Source organism: Flavivirga spongiicola (assembly GCF_030540825.1).
GTDB lineage: Bacteria > Bacteroidota > Bacteroidia > Flavobacteriales > Flavobacteriaceae > Flavivirga > Flavivirga spongiicola.
The window spans coordinates 2,792,951-2,818,556 of record NZ_JAUOEO010000001.1; the positions used below are offsets into that span (position 1 = coordinate 2,792,951).

Consider the following 25,606-nt stretch of genomic DNA (forward strand, 5'->3'; position numbering starts at 1 on the left):
TTAATTGCCTGGGCAGTAACAAGGGTTTTCTCCAAATGTATATGTTAAGGTTAAACCTGAAAACATATACCAGTCGTTATTATTTATATTACCTAATCTGTATTGTTGTCTAGATTGATTATTTGGAAGACTTCCGTCAAGTGCATCAGAAAATGTATAACGGGCTCCTACTTCTATGCCTATAATAATATTGTCTATAAAAGAAGCTTTAAAACCTAGTACCATAGGAATACCATATGCCCAACTTGATGTGTTTTCGGGAGTTTGCACACCATTTAAAAAATAATGATTGTCATGTTTGGCTGTGCTTATACCTGTGTATAGGTATGGTGTAGCAATTTTTTGTCCAGAATGTAAATCAAAATCTAGAAATGTTAATTCTATTCCCAATGAAATTTCCATAATATTACTTGAAAAATCATAACCTCTTTGAATACGCCTTGGATCGTCAGATTTTGTATCCATACCTTTTAGTTCACTAAAAATGACTGACGCTCTATAAGAATGTCTTTTACTTCTGTTCCATTTATAAATGCCACCAAAGGCTAATTGATTTGGTGAAATATAGTCGGTAGCGCCTACATCTCCAATAAAATTACTTCCTCCCACAAAAAAACCTACTTCGTTAATTTGAGAGTAGCTAAAATGAATGCTTAAAATGCTTAATATCACTATGGTTAAATGCCTCATAAATATTCAAAAGTTTGCAAATATAATAAATAAGATTAGCTCAATACCAATTAAACTATAAAACACCGCATATAATTTGTTTTAAAAATTTAATTGGTATAAATAATTTGAGCTAAATTGTATTAGTCTAAAACAGTATTTCTTATGAATTATTGTTTAACCTACTTATGCATAGGAAAATCTATTCCATCTTTTAGGTACTGCAAAAACTGACACTGCGCTGCGTTTTTTAATTTAACTTCCCAATTTATCGGGGACAGATCATGCCGCGCTATGCTAAAAATTAAAAAACCACCAGCTTTTATTATACTTGAAAAGCTTCATAATGAAGTTCCAATGCATAAGCAGGTTTAATTGCGTTTGTCTTCTCCCCAAAGAAGTTTTTTTCTGAGTGTATCTAAAAAACTTTCATCTAATAGATCAATCATTTTAATTTTAAAGTCTGCTTTTTTAATTTTGATTATGGTACCATTATCTAATGTCGCAATTCTGGAGTCTAAAGACACTAAATGATTTTCCTCCCGTCCATCAACCTTTAGTTGTATTTCTGTTGAATCTGGAATTATTAGCGGACGCGCACTTAGATTATGTGGTGCAATTGGTGTGATAACAAAACTATTTGTACCAGGTGTAATTACAGGGCCACCACAACTTAAAGAGTAACCTGTTGAGCCTGTTGGAGTAGAAATTATTAAGCCATCACTCCAATAAGATGTAAGATACTCACCATCTAAATGTGTTTCAACAGTAATCATGGAGGTCGTGTTTTTTCTACTTACAGCTATTTCATTTAAGGCAAAATTTAGTGCTGTTATATTTTCGTTTTCTGGAGTGGTTTCTACTGAAAGTAAACTACGCTCCGATATTTTATAATGACCGTCAATTATGTTTTGAATAGCATGCTCGATAGCATCTACTTGTATAGTTGCTAAAAAACCTAAACGACCTGTATTGATGCCAATTATAGGGATATCAATATCTTTTACAAAAGTAATTGCTCTTAAAATGGTACCGTCACCTCCGACACTTACAAGGAAATCAAAAGATTTATCTAATGTATCAAATGTTTTAAATGAAGCAAAGTCTTTTATATTAGGAGATTCATTAAGTATAATATTAAAAAACTCTGTTTCAATATAGGCGTCAATGTCTTTTTTTAATAAGTAATTAAACAGTCTTTCTACAGAAGTTGTTGTGGTTTTATTGTAGAATCGTCCAAAAATAGCAACCTTCATGTGTTTATTTTTATTGTTTTTTATAGCAAGCTATGGCATCTCCTTATAATCGCTTCATTTATGAAACTAACTTATAGAAGGCTTATTATTTACATATTTAAGTATTTATTCAAATAATCCGAACGATCTTTAAGGCTTTCAATATAGCTATCTTCTTCATGTCCGGATACAATATTATAACTATATCTACGGAAAGTTTGAATGATTTCATTAAGCCCAGTGCTACCTATTTTAATGGTGACCTGCACAACGTCATTTTTTACTTTTGAAACAAAAGCTCCTAAAAGTTTACCGTTATTAGATTCTACTATTTGGCTTATCTCACTAAATGAGTAATCATTAATTCCTTTTTCGACGACTAAAACGCCTCCGGCTTCAAAAAAGAAAGGCGATTCATTAAAAAGACTAATAATATCATTAAGTTCATAATAACCTAAATAATTGTTTTTTTTATCTAAAACAGGCATAATATTAGCGGAGTTTTGAGCAAAAGCCTCCAAGACATCTAACCAGAGTGTACTATCTCTCACGAAAAAATCTTCAATAGAATAAAGATATTCACTAACAAGCTTGTCGCCTTCAAAGCAATGCGCATCCGTTTCAAAAAAAGTTCCCAAAAAAATGCCGTTCTCATCTTTAATAGGAATATGAGAATAGGTTAGTTGATTAAATAGTAATTGCAACTCACTTATTTTACTAGTGCTATTTAATGGTTTTATGTCATTTATAATATATCCTGAAAGTTTCATTGTTCAGCTTTATGAGTATGCAAATTAATTAAAAAAATAGTATATAAGCCTGTTCTACTTTGTATTTTTGCATAACTCATTTAAACTTTTTGCTCTGAAGCGAAAATTAGGAGTTTTGAATTTAAACGGAGACCTTTTTGAACTTCATAACATGGTTACGAAGTAAGAAAAAGTTAAAGTATAGATTAAAAGAACTATTTTTTAGCCAAAGTCAAAAAACTTAAATGATTTCTATTTTTAAAAATCATACATGACAAAGTTAAGTGTAAATATTAATAAGATCGCCACTTTAAGGAATTCCAGAGGCGGTGATGTGCCAAATGTGGTTCAGTTTGCAAAAGATGTACAACGATTTGGTGCCGAAGGAGTAACGGTACACCCTAGGCCAGATGAACGCCATATACGTTATCAAGATGCACGCGATTTAAAACCAGAGATTTATACAGAGTATAATATTGAAGGGAATCCTGTAGATTCTTTTGTGGAATTAGTTTTAAATGTAAAGCCAACACAGGTTACATTGGTACCAGATGCTGTTGATGCTATTACTAGTAATGCGGGTTGGGATACTATAAAACATAACCATTTTTTAGTTGATGTTATTAAGGAGTTTCAGCAAAACGGGATAAGAACTTCTATTTTTGTAGATCCTGTTCTAGAACAAATTGAAGGTGCTAAAGCAACTGGAACTGATAGAATTGAATTATATACAGAAGCTTTTGCGCATCAATACAGTTTAGGAAATAAAGAGGCTATAAAACCTTATGTTGATAGCTCCGTATTGGCAAATAGTTTAGGTCTGGGCATTAATGCAGGACACGATCTGTCGTTAGACAATATTGCGTTTTTTAACAAGAATATTCCTGATTTATTAGAGGTTTCTATAGGGCATGCTTTAATAGCAGAGAGTTTGTATTTAGGTGTAGAGAATGTGATTCAGATGTATCTGCATAAGCTAAAGGCCCTATCTTAATCTTTCCCAAAGGGAAAGAAACTCTGTCGAAAACCTTACGGAATTAAGTAGGATAGATTAGAAAAAAGATAAAAATAAGTGAGTAATCATGTAATAGTTTCCCTCCTTTGGAGGGGTTAAGGGAGGATTATGATATTACATTCAAATATAATAGGGGAAGGTCAGCCGTTTGTAATTCTTCATGGCTTTTTAGGAATGAGTGACAACTGGAAAACACTTGGACGCCAATTTAGCGCGCACCATTTTCAAGTTCATTTGGTAGACCAGCGTAATCATGGACGTAGTTTTTGGGATGATCATTTTAATTACGAAGTACTTGCTGAAGATTTAAAGCATTATTGTGATGCTCATAATCTTACTAATATTATATTATTGGGGCACTCTATGGGTGGAAAAACGGCTATGCTATTTGCAACACAATACCCAGAAATAGTTTCGAAATTAATTGTAGCAGATATTTCTCCGCGATTTTATCCGATTCACCATGATGCTATTTTGGAAGGTTTAGGCGCGTTAGATTTTGATGCCATTAAAAGTAGAGGAGATGCAGATAAGTTGTTAAGTGATTATGTGTCTGATTTAGGAACCCGTCAATTTTTACTGAAAAACCTATACTGGATTGAAAAAGGCAAATTAGCGCTACGTATAAATTTGGAAGTTTTAAAAGAAGAAGTTGGAGAGGTAGGGGAAGCGTTACCAACCTATTCCAAGTTTGAAAAGAGTACTTTGTTTTTACGTGGGGATAGATCTGAATATATAGGCGTAGAAGATGAAATGGTGATTTCTAATCATTTTAATAAAGTTGAAATTATTACTATTTCTAATTCAGGACACTGGTTGCATGCCGAAAACCCGAAAGACTTTTTTGAAACTGTTGTACAGTTCGTGGTATAATTTTTTTGTATATTTAATTAAATATGCATAATAAAAAAATTAGCGATTACTGAAACATTTACTATGCAATTGACGTCTATTAAATAAAACCAATTTAATATAAGCAGATGAAACTCATAACCAAACTTCTATTAAACGCCATAGCTGTGTTTGTTATAGCATATTTTTTAAAAGGTGTACATGTAGATGGCTATCTCACAGCTATTATTGTAGCTATTGTACTATCGGTATTGAATCTATTTGTGAAACCGGTTTTAGTTATTTTAACTTTACCAATAACCATAGTTACTTTAGGCTTGTTTCTATTAATAATTAATGCTCTAATTATTTTATTTGCCGATAAATTGATTGATGGTTTTTCGGTAAGTAGCATTTGGATTGCGATTTTGTTTAGTATACTACTTTCCTTTTTGCAATCGATACTTCATTCGCTTTTAAAAGACGATAAAAAATAGCTTTGAATCAAGCGGTTAAAAACTTTGTTGGGATGTAAAAATATTATATTTTTGCATCCCAATTTTGGTTACATAAATTTTAGTTTTTTAAAAGAAAACTTTATTGTTAAATGCCTGATATATGGCTTTATATAATTTGAAATGAATATTACAAGAGAAAACGTTGATGCATTAAATGCTGTTGTAAAAGTAGATATCGCTAAAGAAGACTATAGTGATAAAGTTGAAAAAATCTTAGTAGACTATCGTAAAACAGCGAATATCCCTGGTTTTAGAAAAGGGCATGTGCCAATGGGAATGGTTAAAAAACAATACGGAAAGGCTGTTTTGGTAGATGAGGTTAATAAGTTATTGCAAGACGCTTTAAACAAATATCTTACAGAAGAAAAGCTGGATGTATTAGGGCAACCTTTACCAAGACCACAAGATGATATTAACTGGGATGCTGATGAATTTTCTTTTGAATTCGAATTAGGTTTAGCACCGGAATTTGAAGTAAGCTTAAAAGGTAAAAAAGCGATCACGCAATATAATATTGTTGCTGACGATAAAATGATTGATGAGCAGATTGAGCGTATTCAGAAACAATACGGAAAGTTAGTTTCTCAAGATGTTGTTGTAAAAGACAGTGAAATTACTGGAGTTTATAAAAATGAAGAAAAAGAAATAGATAATACAGTCACTTTAACTTTAGATAAATTTAAAGGAAAAGCTACAGAAAAACAATTTATAGGGGCTAAAGCTGGTGATGTCATCGCCTTAAAAACTAAAGGACTTTATGATGATGAGCATGAGTTAATGCATGCTTTAAAATTGAGTCATGATGAGGTACATGGTTTAGATATTGAAGTAAACTTTACGATTACAGAGATTAATGAACGCGAGTTAGCAGATTTAGATCAAGAGTTGTTCGACAAGCTTTTTGGAAAAGATACTGTAACTACAGTAACTGAATTAAAAGCCAAGATAAAAGAAGACGCCGAAAAGCAATTTGTGCAGCAAGCAGACCAAAAGCTTTTAAATGATGTGACCGAATATTTAGTTGAAAATACTAAGTTCGATTTACCTGCCGAATTTTTAACAAAATGGATGCAAACTGCTGGCGAAAAAGAAATGGACGAGGTGCAGGCAAGAGAAGAGTATGAAAAATCAGAAAAAAGTTTACGCTATCAATTAATTGAAGGAAAACTTATTACTGATAACGATGTTCAGGTAACTATGGATGATATTAAAAATCATGCTAGAGAAATGATCAAAGGACAAATGGCTCAATTTGGCCAAATGAATCCTTCAGATAAAGAATTGGATGATATTGCAGCGCGAGTATTATCAAATCAAGATGAAGCTCGTAGAATTTCAGAGCAATTAATTAGCCAAAAATTATTAGCGGTTTACAAAGAAAAAGCAAATATCAAGGTTAAAGAATTAAGCTATGAAAAGTTTGTTAAAGAAGTTTATGGTGATAAATAAGTAAAGAATAATTCCTTATATTTAGGCGCTTAAATCTACGGATTTAAGCGTTTTTTATTCAAAACAAGGAATTTTTAAAATAGATTTTTTTGTCATTTACATGTTAATCAGGCAATTAATCGAATTAAATATTAAGAGACTATGGATTACGCAAAGGAATTTGAAAAATTCGCGATAAAAGATCAAGGTATTAGCAGCACATATTACAATAAAATTATAAGTAGTATGTATCCATCCAGTTTAACGCCAAATATTATTGAAGAACGTCAAATGAACATCGCTATTTTTGATGTATTTTCTCGTTTAATGATGGATCGTATTATTTTTATGGGTACAGCTATCAATGATCAAGTAGCAAACATTATACAAGCACAATTGTTGTTTTTAGAAAGTGTTGACGCTTCAAAAGATATTCAAATTTATATTAATTCTCCTGGAGGAAGTGTTTATGCTGGTTTAGGGATTTATGATACGATGCAGTTTATAAAACCAGACGTAGCAACTATTTGTACTGGAATGGCAGCCTCTATGGGAGCTGTTTTATTATGTGCTGGAGAGAAAGGGAAACGTAGTGGATTAACACATTCACGAGTTATGATACATCAACCATTAGGTGGGGCACAAGGACAGGCTAGTGATATAGAAATTACAGCCAGAGAGATCTTGATTTTAAAAGAAGAACTTTATAAAATTATCAGTAAGCATTCAGGACAAGATTACGACAAAGTATATCAAGATAGTGACCGAGATTATTGGATGAAATCAGATAAAGCTAAGGAATATGGTATGATTGATGAGATTTTATCTCGTAGTTAAATAAAAAATTCGTAATTTTAGTTAATTGTTATTGAGGGATTTATAATGATTTACATCCAAAAACAGATATAGATTAATGGCAAAAGAAGAATTAGAATGTTCGTTTTGTGGCAGGAAGAAACCCGAAACGAATTTATTAATAGCAGGTTTAGATGCTCATATATGCGATAGATGTATAGAGCAAGCGCATGGTATTGTAATTGAAGAATCTAAGCAAAGTGATAGTAGTGATTTATCTGCTGAGTTAAAACTTCGTAAACCCTTACAAATTAAGGAGTTTCTTGATGACTATATTATTGGACAAAGCATGACTAAAAAGGTGATGTCTGTGGCCGTTTATAATCATTATAAGCGTTTATTACAACCTCCTTCTAAAGATGATATAGATATTCAAAAAAGTAATATCATTATGGTAGGGCAAACGGGTACGGGAAAAACTTTAATGGCAAAAACCGTGGCTAGAATGTTAAATGTGCCATTGGCTATTGTTGATGCTACTGTTTTAACTGAAGCAGGTTATGTTGGTGAAGATGTAGAAAGTATTTTAACGCGTTTATTACAAGCAGCAGATTATAATTTAGAAAAAGCAGAAAAAGGGATTGTTTTTATTGATGAGATTGATAAAATTGCCCGTAAAAGCGATAATCCATCTATTACTCGTGATGTTTCTGGAGAAGGCGTGCAGCAAGCTTTATTAAAACTTTTAGAAGGTACTGTTGTTAACGTACCGCCTAAAGGAGGACGCAAACATCCGGATCAAAAATTTATTGAAGTTAACACGGAAAATATTTTGTTTATTGCAGGTGGAGCCTTTGATGGGATTGATCGTATTATTTCGAAACGCTTGAATATGCAAGCAGTAGGTTATAGTGCTTCTATGTCAGATGAGATTGTAGATCAAGATCACTTACTGCAATATATTATTCCGAAAGATTTAAAAGACTTCGGATTAATTCCTGAAATTATTGGACGTTTACCAGTACTTACATATATGGATCCTTTAGATGCAGATACGTTAAGAGCTATTTTAACCGAGCCTAAAAATGCTATCATTAAACAATACAAGAAGTTGTTCGCTATGGATGAAATTGATTTCACTATAACAGATGGTGCTTTAGGTTTTATTGTAAACAAAGCCATTGAGTATAAATTAGGAGCTAGAGGTTTACGTTCGCTTTGCGAAGAAATATTAACAGACGCTATGTTTGAGTTGCCTAGTAGTAATGAGAAGAAGTTAAATGTAACTAAAGTCTACGCTGAGGATAAATTAACGAAAACAACTTTGAAGAAACTAAAGGCAGTTTCATAAAAAATTAAAATATATAGTATAAAAAAACCACGCTATTTAGCGTGGTTTTTTATTTTATGGATGTTAATTAATAAAAGACATTATGGATAAATTTTCACAGTGTTTCTAAAAACTTTGTTAAAAGTATACTTAATTGGATGATGCACAAAAGGTTTTCTTGTCTTTTAGATGATTAGACAAAATACTCGTTTAAAAACTTTTACTATGGCATTTAGTCGAAATTAAAAGCGTATTTGAGATATTTTATCTATTCTATAATAACGAATTCCACACGTCTATTAGCCTGTAAATTTTTATCGGTACAATCATTTTTGCAATCAATTTTTGGTTTCGTTTCACCGTAGCCTTTAGATTGTAATCTGTTTTTGCTAATGCCATTATTTATTAAATAAGCGACAACAGATGCTGCACGTTTTTTAGATAGGCCTAAATTATAAGAATCTCTACCTTTATTATCGGTATGAGCATTAATAATTAATTTCATTTCAGGATGCTCCTTTAACACTTTAGTGACTTTGTTTAAAGAAATAGAAGATTCTTCTTTGACGCCCCATTTGTTAAAATCAAAATAAATGTTTTCTAAAACAATTCTTAACTCGTCTTCAACTTTTGTAATTACAGGTTCGGTAGTAAGTAATTCTAAATCTTTAGTATAAGATGTATTGTAGCTTCTTGTCGTTGTAAATTTAAAATCACCATCTTTAAACCCATCCTTTTGGGTTGTAATACGATATGATTCAAAAGGAATAACATTAAAGTTATAAGTGGCATCCGCTTTGGTCAATTGCCTGGAAATTTCATGGCCTTCATCATCTTTTAAAATCACTAAGGTATTAGGAAGTTTTATATTAGTTTCCAAATCTAATACTTTACCTTTTATTGTTTGAATTATCTCATCATTAGTTGCCGTATAAATATCGAAACCACCTTTTCCATTTGGCCTGTTTGAAGATACATATCCTTTGTTTTTTGCAGCTAAGAAATAAGCAATTTCATCATAGCGAGTATTAATAGTGCTGCCCATATTTCTCGGCGTTCTGTACCCATTACTTAAAATTTTACTTGTGAAAAGGTCAAAACCACCCATATTGTCATGCCCTTTTGAAGAGAAATATAAATATTTAGAATCCATAGAAAGAGACGGATATTTTTCATCTGAAAGGGTATTAACAGTACTTCCTAAATTCTCCGGGGTACTTAAAGAACCATCTGTATTTATATCAGAAACATAGATGTCGTAACCACCAATAGATTCTGGCATATTTGATGAAAAGTATAGCTTATCGCCTTTAGGGCTCATAAAAGGGTTTTCTATCGAGACATTTGTTTTATTAATACTTAATAGCTCTTCATTAATCCAATTACCATGTGAGTCTTCTTCTAAAACGGCTTTATATAATTTATACTCCATCGAGTTAGCTTTGCTACTTCTGGTGTAGTATACCGTTTTTTGATCCGGAGAGAATGTTAATTGGTCTTCGCTATCTTTGGTATTAAGTATTCTGGAGAATAATAATGGTAAGCTTAACGCCCCATTTTTACTAATATCTAAACAAAATAAATCTTTATATGCCTCATTAGTATTTGGATCTATTTTTGCTAAACCTCCAAGTTTTTTCGAGGAAACCATAATAAGCTTATTTCTAAAAAAACCTGAACCAATTTCAGAATATTTAGTATTAACGCCAGCGTCTAAAAGTTCAAAATCAAATCCGTTAGCATCAATAGATTTTGATGAAGATGAATTGTTAAATGAAAAATTATTCGATGCTATTAAATTTGAAGATCCTTGGCTAAGTACAATATTGGAAATAAGGAAAATGAAAAAACATAATTTAGTTTTCATCTTTAGAGGGTTTTGAGAGGTTATAATTAATTGGATACCAAATATAACCCACCACCTAAGTTTTGAAAAAATTTCTTAGATGAATAGCTATTTAATCCGTTTATATAATTACTTTATTAAAAGTTCTAGTAAAAAAATGCCTTTGTCATTTAAGTTTAACAGATAACCTAAGTGAGTTTAAGAATTGTAAGTTGTAATCCCTTATGATTGAGTTTGTTATCGATAAAATTAAAATATCAAGAATTTATACTTAGTAAATTTTAGAGTTCATATTCCATGAATATCTTTCTAGAAAAAGAATGAAAGCTAATCTAATTTTTTAAATTTCAACCAGGCTTTTTCATTATTTATTATTCTAATAGTTTCTAATGCTTTTATAGCCTCAGGCTTACTTTCGTAGCTTGCATAGGCTACCAGAAATAATCCCTTTTTATTTCTTCCAATTTTTCTTGCACTAATAAAACCTTCAGCTTTTAGATGTTCGATCATTTTAACACAATTTTTTTCAATACGAAATGAACCAGCTATGATATGATAATTTCCTGTTTGGTTACTTGTATTTAAGGTGTTTTCTGGAGAAGCATTTAAAATAACAAATTCAACACGCCTGTTAGTTTGCAAATCTTCTTTGGAGCAATGATTTTTGCAATCAATTAATGGTTTTCTTTCCCCATAGCCTTTAGACAATAATCTATTTTTTGCAATACCATTTTTAATTAAATAATTTAAAGTTGATTTAGCTCGTTTCTTAGATAAGTTTAAGTTGAAAGCATCGGTATCTATATTATCGGTATGAGCATTAATTGCCAATTTTATTTTAGGGTGCTCATTAAGTACTTTTATTATTTTATTTAAGGTAATATGCGATTCTTCTTTTATATGATGCTTTGCAAAGTCAAAGTGTATATTTTCAACCATAATTCGGAGCTCATTATTTACCTCTGCAATTACAGGATCTGTGGGAGTTATTTCTAAATCTTTATTATAAGTTGTTTCTTCGCTTTTAGACGATGTAAAATCAAATGAAGTATCTTTAAAGCTACTTTTTTTAGTTGTAATTGTGTAAGATTCTAATGGTGCTACGTCAAATACATAGGTGCCATCTTTGCCTGTTATTAATTGATCTACCTCTTTTTGATTTTTGTCTTTTAGAATAACGATGGTGCCTGGTAATATAGCTTTGGTGTTAAAATCCAAAATTTTACCTTCTAAGGTTTGCTTGATATGGTTAGAGGTAAAGTAATAAATATCAAGGCTATTTGCTACTTTTCTATTGGATGAAAAATAACCTGTGCTTTTATTTGCATTAAAATAAGCAATTTCACCATATTCTGTGTTAATAGTATTACCAAGGTTTTTAGGAGCAGTATATCTGTTGTCGAAAATTTTACTAGTAAAAAGATCAAATCCTCCTATGCTCTTATGACCTTTTGAGGCAAAGAATAAATACGCATTATCCATAGAAATATATGGGTGTTTATCATCAAAAGTTGTATTTATTTTTTTTCCTAAATTTTTAGGAGTGCTTAATGTTCCATCAGAATTAATATCTGAAACATAGATGTCATAACCGCCAATAGCATCAGGCATGTTAGCAGAAAAATATAATTTATCTCCTTTAGAGTTAACAAAAGGATTTTCTATTGACACATTTTTACTATTAAAACTTAATAACTCTTCGTTAATCCAATTACCGTGTGAGCCTTCTTCTAAAATAGCTCTGTAAAGTTTAAATTCCAAAGAGTTTGTTTTACTACTTCTGGAGTAGTATACAGTATTTTGATCTGGCGAGAAAGAAATTTGACCTTCGCTGTCGTTTGTATTCAAAATTCTTGAGAATAACAAGGGGTTAGCTAAAACACCATTGCCTAAAGTGTCTAAACAATATAGCTCTTTGTAGGCTTCATTAGTATTGGGGTCTATTTTGGCTAATACACCAATTTTTTTAGAAGATACCATGATTAATTTACCCTTAAAAAAACCAGTTCCAATCTCTGAGAAATTAGTGTTAATATCTGTATCGGAAACTTCAAATTGAAAACCATTGGTTCCTGTAGCTTGGCTAAATAAAAAGATAGATTGAAGCCATATAATAACTAAAAAATAAGCTTTCATCTTAGGGGGTGTTGGTTTATTAAGCTATAAATTCAGTTTAAAACTTTGGAAAGTAGAGTTTTTAAAAATAAAACACAATATTAATCGTTTAAATGCGTTTCTTCGAAAAAAAAGAGCTACAAATACTTTTCTTCGAAAAAAAAGAACTACAAATTATGTTTATTCAAGCTTAGTAGTTCATCAATATATACCCTGGTGTTAGAAAGTCGAGGTATTTTATGTTGACCCCCTAGTTTATTATTTTGTTTTAACCAATCATAAAACAAATGTTCTCTGGCTATATTAATTTTAGGTTTATTAAGCGTGATGTTATTGTAGCGTTTAGCTTCATAGTCTGAATTTAATGCTTTTAAAGCATTGTCAAATAACTCATTAAAATAAAGGATGTCCTTTGGAGGTGTCTTAAATTCAATAAGCCATTCATGAGCTCCTTTTTCTTTGCCTTCCATAAATATTGGAGCAGCTGTAAAATCTACGATTTCGGCTTTAGTACGCTTGCACACTTTTTTTAAAGCGCTTTCCGCATTTTCAATAATAAGTTCTTCTCCAAAAACATTAATATGATGCCTGGTTCTGCCCGATACTTTTATTTTATAAGGGTTTAATGATGTAAACCTAATGGTGTCTCCAATTTTATAACGCCATAACCCAGCATTTGTGGTAATTATTACAGCATAATTTTGATTTAGCTTGACGTCACTTAAAGGGATTGCTTTTTCTTCAGAAGTGTCATAAATATCCATAGGGATAAACTCATAGAAAATCCCATAATCAAGCATCAATAATAATTCATCGGAGTTATTTTGATCTTGAATGGCAAAAAAGCCTTCCGAAGCATTATAAATTTCATAATATTTAAAATCAGTATTGGGAAGAATTTTTTTGTACTGATCCTTATACGGTGCAAAACTAACCCCTCCATGAAAATAGACTTCTAAATTCGGCCATATGTCATGAAGACTTTGTTTTCCAGTTGTATCTAAAACATTATTAAGCAGTACGAGCATCCATGAGGGTACACCGGCAAGACTCGTCACATTTTCATTTATAGTCTCATCTACAATAGCTTGCATTTTATGCTCCCAATCACTCATTAGTGATACTTTGTTACTCGGCGTACTACTAAATTCTGCCCAAAAAGGCATGTTATCAATTAGAATAGCCGACAAATCACCAAATGCGGTGCCATTTTCTTTGTATAATTCTTTACTTCCTCCTAAGCGTAAGCTCTTGCCTGTAAATAATTGAGAATCTTCATTATTATTAAGATACATGCATAATAAATCTTTGCCAGCTGCATAATGACAATCTTCAAGTGATTCTGTGCTCACTGGAATAAATTTGCTTTTTGCTCTGGTAGTACCACTGGACTTTGCAAACCATTTTATAGGACTGGGCCAAAAAATATTGGACTCCCCTTTTCGGGAACGTTCAATAACATCTTGCCAACCATCATAGTTTTTAATAGGGATCCGTTCCGAAAATGTTCTATAGTTTTTTATAGAAGCAAAGTCGTATTTTTTGCCAATTTCTGTGTCTTTAGCAATGTCAATAAGACTTAATAGTAACTCGTTTTGTACTTCGTTAGGGTATTTTAAAAACAATTCTATTTGATGGAATCGTTTTTTAAGAAACCAAGAAGCAATCGAATTTACTATAGGTATTGGCATATTTATTTTATCTTTAAGATTTTAAAAATAAGACTTTTTTTTATGACTTACCAAGGTGTTTTAACAAAAATGGAAACTGAGTTTGCTAGCCCGATTCAATATTATTTGGTGTTTGAAAACGATTTTTTAAACATGAATCAATTATTGAATAAGCGTATAACCATTCAATTTGTTAAATATCAATGTTTAAACTGTGGATTAGATAAACCTATTTATAGGCAAGGGTTTGATAAACAGTGTTTTTACGAAGTACCACAAGCCGCCGATTGGATTATGCGTCCTGAGTTAAGTACGGCACATTTAGGTAAGGAAGATCGCGATCTGGAATTTGAAAAACGAGCTCAATTACAACCACATATTGTGTATTTAGCAAATTCTAGTAATGTGAAAGTAGGTGTTACAAGAAAAAATCAAGTACCGACACGTTGGATAGATCAAGGAGCCCATGAAGCTATTGAAATTGTTGAGGTTCCTAATCGTTATTTAGCAGGCATTACCGAAGTTGCTTTAAAAGATTATGTGGCGGATAAAACAAATTGGCGAAAAATGCTTAAAAATGATATTGAAGATGAAAATTTAGTAGCGTGGCGAGAGCGTTTAAAGCAATATATTCCTGATGAAGCTAAAGATTATTTTATTGAAACTAACACAGAAACTCATTTGGAGTTTCCGGTACATAAATACCCTGAAAAGCCTAAAAGTTTAAATATAGTTAAGCAACAAGAGTACTCAGGTAAATTAGTTGGAGTCAAAGGACAATACCTCATTTTTGAAGATGAAACCGTTTTTAATATTCGTGCTAATGAGGGATTGGTTGTTAATATTGCTATTAATTAAATTTATTTGATTTCTATAATATAAGTAATATTCAGGATGTATGTGGCTATTTGTCATTCCTGCGAAAGCAGGAATCCACTTAAATATTAGAATTTTTATCGCTACTTTCCTTATTCAAATATAGAAGTTTTAGTATAGATATTGTTATGCATAAAGTACTTTGCAAACTAGTAGATTCATGCCTTCATAGGAATCTACTGTATGTACACGTACACTGCTATTGAACAATAAAAGTTGGACACAACTATCACGGGTTTTTCCTGCCATGCAATAAGCGTGGACTAATTAATCTGTCTATTGATAGACTTCAAGCCCATAAAGGCTAGGATTCATGTAAATTTGTGTCATTCGTGTCTTTTTTAAGATGATGTGTACACACAATAGTTTGCAGGATGACAAAGCAATATTTATCAAACAATGAGGGGCATATTAAAACTATCTTGAACTCAAACTAAATTACATACAACTTGACTACTTGTGCAAAAGCAATAACAATTAATAAAACACCAGTAACTTTATTGATAATAAGGGAGATATTCTGAACCTTACTTTTAATTAATAAGCTAAATCTACTATAAGAATAAAGGGTAAGTAATTTGCCTATATACACTCCACCAAAGAATAAAAATAATACAGAAAGTGATGACTGCAATGATAGCATGATGTCATTGTTATTTATAATACCAAAAGCGATGACCCAGTAGATTAAAACGGGAGGGTTTAATATGCCAAGAAAAAAACCAGTTGCATATTTTGATTGCGTTATGTTTCTTTTTTTAGGTTTTTTTTCAGATTGTTTTTTAAAGATTAAATAGGTGCCTGCAATAAGTAAAAGAAAAGCAACCATTATTTGTACCCATAAGTTATTATTAAAAAAATCTTTCACAAGCACATTGCAATGTAGTGCGTAATATGATAGCATGACTTCTGCAACTCCAGCTGCGATAGCAATTTTAAAAGCTTTCTTTGCGTTTTGTTTTAAGGTTGTGTTAATAACCGCAATGTTAGAAGCGCCTAAAGGAAGTGCGCCAAGAATCGCTGCCAAAATGCCAATTAATAAATAAACTAAAACCATAAGCCTTTTGTAGTAAATAGACTTGAAAGCTTACATATATACCATTTACCAATTGAAATTACCTTAATAAAACGCCCTTTTTCCTTTCTACTTCATTAAAAAAAGAAACCATAAACTGAGGCTATGCTTTATTTTTGTAATTCGCATAAAGAAAAAACCATCATTTTCTTTTATGGTAATTTCAATTAATAACTGGTATAAGTTTTGGTATAATGAATTCAATAAAAAAAGCCGCATTTGTTGTAAAAGATAAATGCGGCTTTTTTTATTGGTTAGTAATGCTAAATATCTTCTTGGTCTCTTAAGTTTTGAATGTACGCAGCTTTTTGAACTTCACGACGCCTCTTAACAGATGGTTTTGTGAAAAATTGACCATCTCTCAAGTTTTGCATAACTTTGATGTTTCTGTGTTTTCTTTTGTAGCGTTTTAAGGCACGCTCTATATTTTCACCATCTTTAATAATAATCTTTAGCATATACAATTTTTAAATTTATTCGTTTTAGGGTTATCCTAAATACGTTGCCCTTTTTTAAATTAGTATCCTAATAAAAAAGGATTTATTTAAAATAACTGTGCAAAAATACGATTTTATTTTTTTGTATCAGTCTTTTTTCTTCTTACCTCCTAATAAACCGCCAAGAACATTCTTTACAGTGGTTTCTGTTGCGTTTGTTTTAGTAGAATCCGTTTGTTTTTTATCGTTTCCAATAATGCCTCCTAAAACATCTTTAACTGATTTGTTTTGCTCCTTTTTTATGGAATCAGTTTTGCTTTTATTGCCGCCAATAACATCACTAATTAAGTCTGTTACTTTGCCTTTACCTTGATTAAGTAATTTTTGTTTCTCAATTTCGATGAGTTGATTTGTCAGGTTCTTAACACCACTTGTTAAATCAGTTTTTACAGAGGGGAGTATATAGGTTCCACCAATGTTTGCGGTAACAGGAATACTTATGTTTTTTGCTTCCTCGTTATTAATTTTGCCAAGTAATTGATTAACATCACTTCCTAAATACTTCGCTGGCACATTGAAAACGGCACTGTAATCCAAATTTTTATCAAAACCATGAGAACCAGAAACATCTATAGTAATATCTTCGTATGTTAATTGAAAAGGTTTTACGTTCACTTTTCCATTAGCGAATTCTAATTTTGTTTTAAGGTCTTTCAAATCTAATTTATCAAAATCTATAAAACTTAAAGAACCTTCTAATTTGCTAAATAATTCACCTTGATCTGCGTTTACTTTAGTAGCCAATAATTCAGTAAGGGCATCACCGGAAAGACTACTTAATTTTGGAAAGAGCTCGTCATCTAAATCGCCCGCTAAATTTATATTGGTATTTAGTTTTCCTTGAATTAGCTTAGCAATAGGCGCTAAGTTTCTTAATAGTTCTAAATCTTTAAAAGATTGAGAAATATCAAAGCCATCTGCACCTAAATTTAAATTGAAGGTAGGTGTTTCATTTTTTGTAGAAATGTCACCCGAAATAGCCAAAGTACCATCAAATATATGGGAGGTCATGTCTTTAAGCGTCACTTTTTGATCTTTAATTATAAGCGTGCCTTTTACGTCTTTCAAATTTAGATTGTCATAAACGACCGTTTTTGCATTGGCATTAATAGTGCAATCTAAAAAATCCGGAATTTTCAATGATTCCGTATCTTGGGTTATATCACTGGTGTCTGAGGCGTTATCTTCTTCAGACATAAAATCATTTACTTTAAAAAAAGTAGAATTCAAATTAAAGTAACCCTGTAATGTGTTATCACTTAATAAAAAACCTAGTAAATTTTTAATGGTTCCTGTAGCATTCAAATCACTATGACCTGTTCTGGCTTTAAAATTACTAAGTGATACGGTCTCAGGGTTAAAAGTCATATTCGCTTCAGAAATATGAATTGGATTAACCATGTCTTCTGAAGAAAATACAAAATCACTAATGCTCGCAGAGCCATTATTTTTTATGCGTTCGTAAGCATTTGTTTCAATGGCTTTCATGTCGAAAGCCGTATTTATAGTTCCTTTTAGAGTGCCTGTTAAAGTGTTTTCCAATTCAACGGGATACACTTTTGTTAGGTTTGCTAAATTTAAAATACCATCAATATTGGCATTTACCAACATATTTTGCGTCATATTTTTTAAAGTGGCAGACGATCTAAATACATCGCTATCAATTCTAAAATTCAGTGCTTTTATATCAATATAAGTATCATCAACATTTCCAGTAGTATTTTTTATAGCTGTATTTATGGTAATGTTTTCCACGCGTTTTGGTAAATCGGGGTATTTAAAAGAGGCATTGTTTGATGTGATGCTAATATCTAAATTAGGAATAGTTTTTTCTGAGCTTATGCCTTTAATAATACCTTTAACTTCAAAATCACCAGTAGTTTGAACGCCCTCAATATTTTTTGAATACGCTTCAGGAATTAACGCTAAGAAATTTTTAAAAGATGTTTCCGGGTTTTTGAAAGTAATGTCGATCTCTTGACTGTTTTCTAATTGCTGTACATAACCATGAAACTCTAAAGGCAGCTTATTTATATAACCTTTATTTTCTTTAAAGGTGTATTTGCTATTAGCCAGATCTAATCCTATTATGGCATCTAGTTTAATAGGATTGTTACTTAAATAAGCACTACTATCTATAGTGAAACTAATATTTGCCTCGGTTTTCGTATCTAGTTCAGAGGTTTCTGCAGAAAAGATACCTCTACCTTCATGATTAAGTTCTGATATATAAATGGTGGTTTTAGATGCGTCATCTATATATGCTAAAGCACTATTGTTGATGCTGTAATTTTCAATATCAAAAGAAAAACTACTAGTTTCTGTTTCCGTCGAAACATGCTCTTTATCTTTTTTAGCAATATCAAAATTGGTATTACCAAACTTATCTGTTTTAAGAGTTAATAAGGTTTCATCTACAGTAATAGAATTTATAACAATAGGATCTTCGCCTGTTGTTTTAAATAATTCTTTAACCGACATAGTAAGTGCAATGTTCTTAGAGGTTACAAATGTTTCACCTTTAAAGGGTTCGAAATTGGTTATAACCAAATCGTTTACTGAGACATGTGCTTGGGGAAAGCTTTTTATAAAACTTAAACTTACGTCGCTAAATTCTACTTGGGCATTCAGGTTTTCATTTATAAATTGTTTCACCATATCTTTTATTTGTCCTTTAAAAGCAAAAGGAATAGCTATTAAAAGAACTAGTATGATGAGCAAAGTAATGCCTGATATTTTTAAAGCTTTTTTCATTTCGTAGGTTTTTTTCGTTTCTAATTATTAATTAAAAATAGGTTTAATGGGCTGCTATATAATAATATATAAATAACGTATGAATATACGTAAAAATGATGTTAAAAAGATGATACTTATTTTTATTTAATGTTAATTTTCGTTGGAACTATAAAATTGATATTATTTTTAAATGCAGTTTCATAAGCCCTTTTTATAAGATGCAAATGGGTAAAATAGGTTGCGTAATATGTATAAAAAAAATACTATTATCGTGGCTTACTTTTAATCGTCATTTCAAATGAGAAATGGTATTATTAGTTAACTTTTATAAAACCTTAAAGCAAATCAATTTCTTCGTTCACTTTTAAGTTGAAACGTTTTCTGAATAAATAAACACCTAAATATAAAAGTGGGGTATCGCAAGCTGCAACAAAAACTTTAAATAAAAACCCACTAATTAATAAGCCTTTAAAATTTGACCAATCAATAATGCCAAATGAGCATAATAAAGTAACAATTGTAAAAGTGTCAACAAATTGCGAGAACCATGTAGAAAAGTTATTTCGTAGCCAAAGGTGTTTGCCTTTGGTGAGTCGTTTCCAGAAATGGTAAATCTGAATATCTACAAACTGTGCAAATAAATAGGTGAGCATACTTGCAAATACAGCAATGATAGAATTACCAAACACTGTTTTAAACATATCGTCTTTAACGTAAGACCAGGGTGTTGCCGGAACAAGGTCTGCAACCAGGATTATTAAAAGCGAAAAAAGCGAAGCGAAAATACCAGTCACCACCACATCGTTAGCGCGCTTTTTACCATAAATTTCACTAATTAAATCGGTAATTAAAAAGGTAATAGGATAAGGTAATATGCCAACAGAGATTTCAAAAAGTTTGCTTCCAAAAATCTCAACATCAAGCGGATACCAATAAAAAAACTTCTGAAAAATGAGGTTAGACACCACTAACGATGTTATAAATAAAGCTCCAAGAAGTATGTAAATACGCTGGGCAGCAAGTTTGTCTCTTAATGTCATAAATTTGTTAATAAATATTACTTTGTCAGTTCGAGTGATGCGACGCAGGAGCATTGTATCGAGAACTAAAGTTTGTTAAATTTCTTTTTAGCTAAATTAGGAAGCTTTTCAAACTCATTTTTAATTAAAGCCTCTTTTTTAACTCTGGACCACTTTTTAATTTGCTTTTCAGTTTGTATTGCTAAATCAACATTTGTGAATTCTGCATAAAACTCTAAATCTATTGGCCTACGTTTATAAGTATAACTATCTATATGTTTTCCAGCTTTATGCTCTATTATTCGTTTCGTTAAATTAGATGTTATACCAGTATAATAGCTATTGTCGGAACATTTTAAGATATAGACATAATAAATTTTCATATTTATCGTAAAAAGCTTCTCGATACAATTTTTCTTCATTTAGTTTCGAAAAATCACTCGAAGTGACATGCTAACTTAGTTCATGTCTATTTTGAGCGTTGCGAAACTTTTGAACTACATCAAGACAATTTGTGAATAAATCCTTAGAGTAAATATAAACGAATAAAAATTGTTTTAGTTATTTTGCCAATACTTATGATAAAACCACAAACATTTCATATCGCTTTAGGAAGTAATAAAGGAGATAAATTTAAAAATCTCCAAAATGCGGTCGATTTGATACATGTTAGAGCTGGTAACATAAAACTGATTTCTAAAGTCTATAAATCACCCGCCTTTGGGTTTGAAAGTGACGATTTTTTTAATACTTGTTTGGTTTTAGAAAGTTATTTAGAACCTCAAAAACTACTTCAAACTTTATTAAATATCGAAACTGATTTAGGACGCATTAGAAGATCGAAAGATTACGAAGCACGCATTATAGATTTGGATATTGTTTTTGCTGAAGACCGTATTATTGAAACTAAAACGCTTCAAGTACCGCATCCAGAAATGGAGAAACGTAAGTTTGTACTATTACCGCTTAATGATGTAGCGTCTAAAATTAGGCACCCCAAACTTGATAAGGAAGTATCCGTTTTGTTGGCTGAATGTGAAGATGAGAGTGTTTTAGAACCTGTTAGTATTTGGTTGAAAAACCCAAGGAAAGCCTTTGATTTTTCAAAGTATAATTACATTGCCGTTGAAGGTAATATTGGTGCAGGGAAAACTAGTTTAGCAAATAAAATAGCTCACGATTATAATGCGAAACTTATTTTAGAGCGTTTTGCTGATAATCCCTTTTTACCTAAATTTTACGAAGATACTGCTCGTTATGCCTTTCCTTTAGAAATGTCTTTTTTAGCAGATCGCTACCAACAAATATCAGATGATTTATCGCAGCTCGATTTGTTCAAAGATTTTATTGTGAGTGATTACGATGTGTTTAAATCACTTATTTTTTCAAAAATCACCTTGCAAGAAGATGAGTTTAAGCTGTATAGAAAGTTATTTTATTTAATGTATAAAGAAATTGCAAAACCCGATATGTATGTCTATTTATATCAAAACACTGAGCGTTTACGGCATAATATAAAAAAGCGAGGGCGCGATTACGAACAAAATATTGATGATGACTATTTGGAAAAAATTAATGCAGGCTATTTAGGGTTTTTAAAATCTCAAACTGATTTTAACGTTAAGATTATTGATGTTTCTGACAGGGATTTTGTGGAGAATCGAGCGGATTATTTATGGGTTTTAGGTGAGATTTGTAAGTGATTTTATAGAATAATAAAAACGATATTTTGTTAATTACTATATTAACTAACTAAAATTATACTCTAGCAGTCACTTCTAAAAAAATAAGCCTGAATTATAGTATAATGCTAACTTGAACTTTGAGGTTTGTCATTTATAATTTACATTATTTAATAAGTTATAAAAAAGATAAAAATACATCTTTCTTTTGTTAAGTATTTTGTTTTTAGTGTTTTATGGTTGTTTTTGTTTGTGTTGATGTATAAAAAAATGTTAAAGCGTATTTTTTAATATTATAAACTATATATTTTTGACTTAAATATTTAAACACAAAAAATGAAAAAAATAATTATTCCTTTACTTATGTTTGTTGCTATTTGTAGCAATGCTCAAGACGGTATTAAGGCTACAGTAGAAAAAGCTTTCGAAACTGCTGCAAAAGAAGATAAAAAAGTAGTGCTTTATTTTACAATTACAGGTTGTGTACCTTGTAAGGTTTTTGAAAAAGCTGTTATGGAGAAAACCTCAGTTATGGAAAAGGTTAATAAAGATCATATACTCTTAAAAATTAGTGCTGACTACCCTGAAGGAAAAGATTTATGTAAAAAGTATAAAGTTGGAGGTTTTCCATTTTATATTGAAATGGACGAAGAGAAGAAGATTCTTAATAAATGGGTAGGATGGCGTTCTGTAGATCATTTTATTAATACGTTTTTAAATGGGACTGAAGAGCAGAAAGCTAAAAACCTAAAAATATTAGGCGCTTAATTTTAATTATTTTTAATTAGAATTAAGATTTCATTTCACCTAAAACATATGGGGCTGCTTAAAGCGCCATATGTTTTTTTATTACAGAAGTTTTTAAAATGTTTATCTACCAGAAAAGAACTTTCATTTCTTTATCTATTCATACAATTTCAAAATTTTAGAGTTTGCCCAATAATAAGGAAAAGTTGGATAAGCTTTTTTCAAAACCTTGTTTAGGATATAAATATGAAATAAGTAGAAGACTTATAAGGAATAGACCTATTTGTTTATGGAAAATTGTCGTTTTTGGTCAAGATTTTCCGAAGAAAACCAGAGCTAACCAAGCAAGTAACAACCTTTTTGATATATGTTTTTGCGTCTAGTTCTTCATTTTAAGACTAATTTGGTGTCATATGAATCTATTTCATTCTATCAAACATAAAGACCGCGCTTTGTGTTCCTATCAATATTAAATAGCTGTAATCGTGGAATTAAAACGCCCCTGTCCGTACTTACAATATCAAGGATAGAATTACTGTCAGGTTATGTTGTGTTTATTCCTACTTGCGCATTGATTAAAAGCATTTTAAAAAGTAATGCTGTCAAAAATAAGTCAGTTTTCTCCAAATTAATTCTAATATATTATAGCTTAAAACCCATTGTTTTTAAGTAGGTTAAAAGTCATTAAATTTATTCATATTAATTGCATTTTATTCTTTATATAGATACATAAAAAATATTAAAGCATTTTTATTTATGGAATATTTTTGTGTGTAAATTAACTTTCATTACTTTTTTATATATCTTTCACAATTCATAATATTTATATATGAAAGATATACAAAATTTAACCATCTATTTTTGTTTACTTTTAATCTCATTTTTTAGTTGTCAGCTTATTGCACAGGAAATACCTTCAGATGCCGTTTTGTTTAAAGGGCATTATTACAAGGTGTATGACAATCAATGTTCTTGGCATGAAGCTGTAAAAAAATGTGAGGCATTAGGGGGGATTTTGGCCTCAATAAAGAGTAAAGAAGTCGATGATTTTATTTTTAAATTAAGTTCTGGAAAATGCTTATGGATAGGAGCATCTGATGAGATAGTGGAGGGCGAATGGCTTTGGAGAGATGGAAGCAAAATGGGTTACAAGCATTGGGCGCCAGAAGAGCCAGATAATTGGAAAGGAAAAGAAGATTGGTCTGTTATAGGTTGGCCGGGAGAAAGGTTTAAAAATGGTAGATGGGGAGATACTGTGGCAGATGAGCGTTTACCAATTACTGGTTTTATATGTGAATGGGAGTCTTCTTAATTTTAAATTTGGAAGACGTTTATACTCATGAGACACAACCGTGAGATAAAATGATCGCTAATTCTTCATACCCGTCAAAAAGTAAACCTTTAATTATTTCGCTAAATTGTGTATCAAGCTTTTAAAATTAACAATTATAGAATATACTTTTACATCCCTAATAAAGGTAAATGCTTTACTTTATGGTAAGTTAATGCAGTAGCAATACAATTTTTTAGTGCCTCTTTAGGAAGATCTTCTTTTAGCTGTAAAATGATGGCTCTTTTACCTTCAAAATCAAGCGTATTTTTATAAACTGTTCTGAATGTAGAAACTAACCTACTAGTACATTGAAAATACATCGCATATTGATTCGGGTTTTTAGATTTCCAATCTATTCTAATAGTACTACCTTTTTTGGTTAGATAACTGGGTTCTCCCCATTTTAGTGTTTCTTCCAGGTTTGTTATGCCTTCTGTTTTGTTAGCGGTTTCTATAATCAATTCCCGCAGGCTATTCATTTTCTTTCTAACCGAATCCGGGTAATTGTTGAAAACCGATTCAACTTTAGGGTTAATTTTTACTTCTATTTTTTTCATTCATTTAATTTTTTGCTTGGAAAAAATCCCGAATAAAAGACAAGGAGCTTAAACTTGCTTTGTTTGGTTTTTAAATTTACGAGGTTTTTATTAAAAAAAGATATGAATTAAAATACGTTATACAATGTCGTTACTATACGCCCTTTATTATTTTCTAGAATATGCTCCCCCAAGTTTTTTTCTTCTTTAATTTTTAAGTTAAAAGGAGCCTCTAATATGTTAACACCACTGTTTTGTTTTAGTCTAATACCTTGCCCGGAAATAATGTCTTTATTAGGAATAAAGTCATCCAATGGTACATGTTCGGTTAAAATGATGTATTTATAAGCAACAGCTATTTTTTTTATTACTTTTTGTATTTCTGCATTAGACAAATGCTGTAATACTTGTCGTAATATAATACAATCTCCAGATGGAAGTTCATCTGTTATAATATTCAAACAACGAAACTCTAAATGGTCTTCTCTAAATAACTTTTTGTTTCTTTCAATAAGTTTCTCAACAATATCTATAGCAATATATTTTTGGGCATATCTAGTTAAGTGTTTGCCAATATTAAAATCGCCACAACCTAAATCGCAAACTACTAAAGGCTTGTTGTGAGATTCTAAAAAGGTAATTAAAGTATCTAAATATGGATTTATGATTCTTGGATCGTGTGAACCTGCTCCAGAATAAAAATCGAATGCTGTACCTCCCCAGAGTTTCATCTCATAAATCTGTGTCATCACGTCTTTAATGGGCCAGGGTTTCTTTATTTTTTTAACCACAATTTATAAGTTTGTTGTGAGCTTATTAAGCATGTAAATTTACTGTCAATAATTAATAATTAGATGTCATTTTATCTTTTTTTTTGATATAATAAAGCCTCTTATTTATATGG

At 31.0% G+C, this 25,606-nt stretch carries 23 protein-coding genes; 10 read left to right on the top strand and 13 right to left on the bottom strand.

What is annotated here, in order from left to right; translation table 11 throughout:
- The 3 genes from porG to Q4Q47_RS11220 form a co-directional block, all read right to left on the bottom strand.
- Positions 1 to 690 (bottom strand): type IX secretion system protein PorG, encoded by a 690-nt coding sequence (porG, locus tag Q4Q47_RS11210; protein WP_303306746.1) that lies wholly within the window; start codon positions 688 to 690, stop codon positions 1 to 3.
- 350 nt (positions 691 to 1,040) lie between these two features.
- Positions 1,041 to 1,925 (bottom strand): NAD kinase, encoded by an 885-nt coding sequence (locus Q4Q47_RS11215; protein WP_303306747.1) that lies wholly within the window; start codon positions 1,923 to 1,925, stop codon positions 1,041 to 1,043.
- 89 nt (positions 1,926 to 2,014) lie between these two features.
- Positions 2,015 to 2,674, bottom strand: a complete 660-nt coding sequence (locus tag Q4Q47_RS11220) for a CBS domain-containing protein (RefSeq protein WP_303306748.1) — start codon at positions 2,672 to 2,674, stop codon at positions 2,015 to 2,017.
- A 250-nt stretch (positions 2,675 to 2,924) separates the two neighbouring features.
- On the opposite strand from Q4Q47_RS11220, the gene Q4Q47_RS11225 reads away from it, so the two are divergent.
- The 6 genes from Q4Q47_RS11225 (at position 2,925) to clpX (ending at position 8,591) form a co-directional block, all read left to right on the top strand.
- Positions 2,925 to 3,647 carry a pyridoxine 5'-phosphate synthase gene (locus Q4Q47_RS11225; RefSeq protein WP_303306749.1) on the top strand — a complete coding sequence of 241 codons (723 nt, stop codon included), beginning with the start codon at positions 2,925 to 2,927 and terminating at the stop codon, positions 3,645 to 3,647.
- 129 nt (positions 3,648 to 3,776) lie between these two features.
- Positions 3,777 to 4,541 carry an alpha/beta fold hydrolase gene (locus Q4Q47_RS11230; RefSeq protein ID WP_303306750.1) on the top strand — a complete coding sequence of 255 codons (765 nt, stop codon included), beginning with the start codon at positions 3,777 to 3,779 and terminating at the stop codon, positions 4,539 to 4,541.
- Between the two features lie 107 nt (positions 4,542 to 4,648).
- Complete coding sequence (locus Q4Q47_RS11235) at positions 4,649 to 4,996, top strand: phage holin family protein (RefSeq protein ID WP_303306751.1); 348 nt, start codon at positions 4,649 to 4,651, stop codon at positions 4,994 to 4,996.
- Between the two features lie 141 nt (positions 4,997 to 5,137).
- A complete protein-coding gene (tig, locus tag Q4Q47_RS11240; protein WP_303306752.1) occupies positions 5,138 to 6,466 on the top strand; it encodes a trigger factor in 1,329 nt (442 codons plus the stop codon).
- A gap of 141 nt (positions 6,467 to 6,607) precedes the next feature.
- On the top strand, positions 6,608 to 7,282 hold the full coding sequence (gene clpP / locus Q4Q47_RS11245; RefSeq protein ID WP_303306753.1) for an ATP-dependent Clp endopeptidase proteolytic subunit ClpP: 675 nt from the start codon (positions 6,608 to 6,610) through the stop codon (positions 7,280 to 7,282).
- A 76-nt stretch (positions 7,283 to 7,358) separates the two neighbouring features.
- Positions 7,359 to 8,591, top strand: a complete 1,233-nt coding sequence (gene clpX, locus Q4Q47_RS11250; protein ID WP_303306754.1) for an ATP-dependent Clp protease ATP-binding subunit ClpX — start codon at positions 7,359 to 7,361, stop codon at positions 8,589 to 8,591.
- Between the two features lie 247 nt (positions 8,592 to 8,838).
- Here clpX and Q4Q47_RS11255 read toward each other — a convergent pair whose 3' ends face one another.
- The 3 genes from Q4Q47_RS11255 to Q4Q47_RS11265 form a co-directional block, all read right to left on the bottom strand.
- Positions 8,839 to 10,437: an OmpA family protein gene (locus tag Q4Q47_RS11255; RefSeq protein ID WP_303306755.1), complete on the bottom strand. Its 1,599-nt coding sequence runs from the start codon at positions 10,435 to 10,437 to the stop codon at positions 8,839 to 8,841.
- Positions 10,438 to 10,743: 306 nt separating this feature from the next.
- Positions 10,744 to 12,552, bottom strand: coding sequence for an OmpA family protein (locus tag Q4Q47_RS11260; protein WP_303306756.1), 1,809 nt, complete (start codon positions 12,550 to 12,552; stop codon positions 10,744 to 10,746).
- 146 nt (positions 12,553 to 12,698) lie between these two features.
- On the bottom strand, positions 12,699 to 14,222 hold the full coding sequence (locus Q4Q47_RS11265) for a GH3 auxin-responsive promoter family protein (protein WP_303306757.1): 1,524 nt from the start codon (positions 14,220 to 14,222) through the stop codon (positions 12,699 to 12,701).
- Between the two features lie 42 nt (positions 14,223 to 14,264).
- Here Q4Q47_RS11265 and Q4Q47_RS11270 point away from each other — a divergent pair, with 42 nt between their 5' ends.
- Positions 14,265 to 15,059 (top strand): DUF2797 domain-containing protein, encoded by a 795-nt coding sequence (locus Q4Q47_RS11270; RefSeq protein ID WP_303306758.1) that lies wholly within the window; start codon positions 14,265 to 14,267, stop codon positions 15,057 to 15,059.
- A gap of 451 nt (positions 15,060 to 15,510) precedes the next feature.
- On the opposite strand, the gene Q4Q47_RS11275 is transcribed toward Q4Q47_RS11270, so the two are convergent.
- The 5 genes from Q4Q47_RS11275 to Q4Q47_RS11295 form a co-directional block, all read right to left on the bottom strand.
- Positions 15,511 to 16,134 (bottom strand): LysE family transporter, encoded by a 624-nt coding sequence (locus tag Q4Q47_RS11275; RefSeq protein ID WP_303306759.1) that lies wholly within the window; start codon positions 16,132 to 16,134, stop codon positions 15,511 to 15,513.
- Positions 16,135 to 16,415: 281 nt separating this feature from the next.
- Positions 16,416 to 16,610, bottom strand: coding sequence for a 30S ribosomal protein S21 (gene rpsU, locus Q4Q47_RS11280; RefSeq protein WP_274182812.1), 195 nt, complete (start codon positions 16,608 to 16,610; stop codon positions 16,416 to 16,418).
- Positions 16,611 to 16,736: 126 nt separating this feature from the next.
- Positions 16,737 to 19,403, bottom strand: a complete 2,667-nt coding sequence (locus tag Q4Q47_RS11285) for an AsmA family protein (RefSeq protein WP_303306760.1) — start codon at positions 19,401 to 19,403, stop codon at positions 16,737 to 16,739.
- 317 nt (positions 19,404 to 19,720) lie between these two features.
- Positions 19,721 to 20,425, bottom strand: coding sequence for a queuosine precursor transporter (locus Q4Q47_RS11290; RefSeq protein ID WP_303306761.1), 705 nt, complete (start codon positions 20,423 to 20,425; stop codon positions 19,721 to 19,723).
- A 65-nt stretch (positions 20,426 to 20,490) separates the two neighbouring features.
- Positions 20,491 to 20,787, bottom strand: a complete 297-nt coding sequence (locus Q4Q47_RS11295) for a GIY-YIG nuclease family protein (RefSeq protein WP_303306762.1) — start codon at positions 20,785 to 20,787, stop codon at positions 20,491 to 20,493.
- A 195-nt stretch (positions 20,788 to 20,982) separates the two neighbouring features.
- Here Q4Q47_RS11295 and folK point away from each other — a divergent pair, with 195 nt between their 5' ends.
- The 3 genes from folK (at position 20,983) to Q4Q47_RS11310 (ending at position 24,145) form a co-directional block, all read left to right on the top strand.
- A complete protein-coding gene (gene folK / locus Q4Q47_RS11300; protein WP_303306763.1) occupies positions 20,983 to 22,107 on the top strand; it encodes a 2-amino-4-hydroxy-6-hydroxymethyldihydropteridine diphosphokinase in 1,125 nt (374 codons plus the stop codon).
- A gap of 315 nt (positions 22,108 to 22,422) precedes the next feature.
- Complete coding sequence (locus Q4Q47_RS11305; protein WP_303306764.1) at positions 22,423 to 22,854, top strand: thioredoxin family protein; 432 nt, start codon at positions 22,423 to 22,425, stop codon at positions 22,852 to 22,854.
- An 808-nt stretch (positions 22,855 to 23,662) separates the two neighbouring features.
- On the top strand, positions 23,663 to 24,145 hold the full coding sequence (locus Q4Q47_RS11310; protein ID WP_303306765.1) for a lectin-like protein: 483 nt from the start codon (positions 23,663 to 23,665) through the stop codon (positions 24,143 to 24,145).
- Between the two features lie 149 nt (positions 24,146 to 24,294).
- Here Q4Q47_RS11310 and Q4Q47_RS11315 read toward each other — a convergent pair whose 3' ends face one another.
- Together Q4Q47_RS11315 and Q4Q47_RS11320 are read right to left on the bottom strand one after the other, a co-directional pair.
- On the bottom strand, positions 24,295 to 24,723 hold the full coding sequence (locus Q4Q47_RS11315; protein ID WP_303306766.1) for a DUF1801 domain-containing protein: 429 nt from the start codon (positions 24,721 to 24,723) through the stop codon (positions 24,295 to 24,297).
- A 107-nt stretch (positions 24,724 to 24,830) separates the two neighbouring features.
- A complete protein-coding gene (locus Q4Q47_RS11320) occupies positions 24,831 to 25,493 on the bottom strand; it encodes a class I SAM-dependent methyltransferase (protein ID WP_303306767.1) in 663 nt (220 codons plus the stop codon).
- Positions 25,494 to 25,606 lie beyond the last annotated feature (113 nt).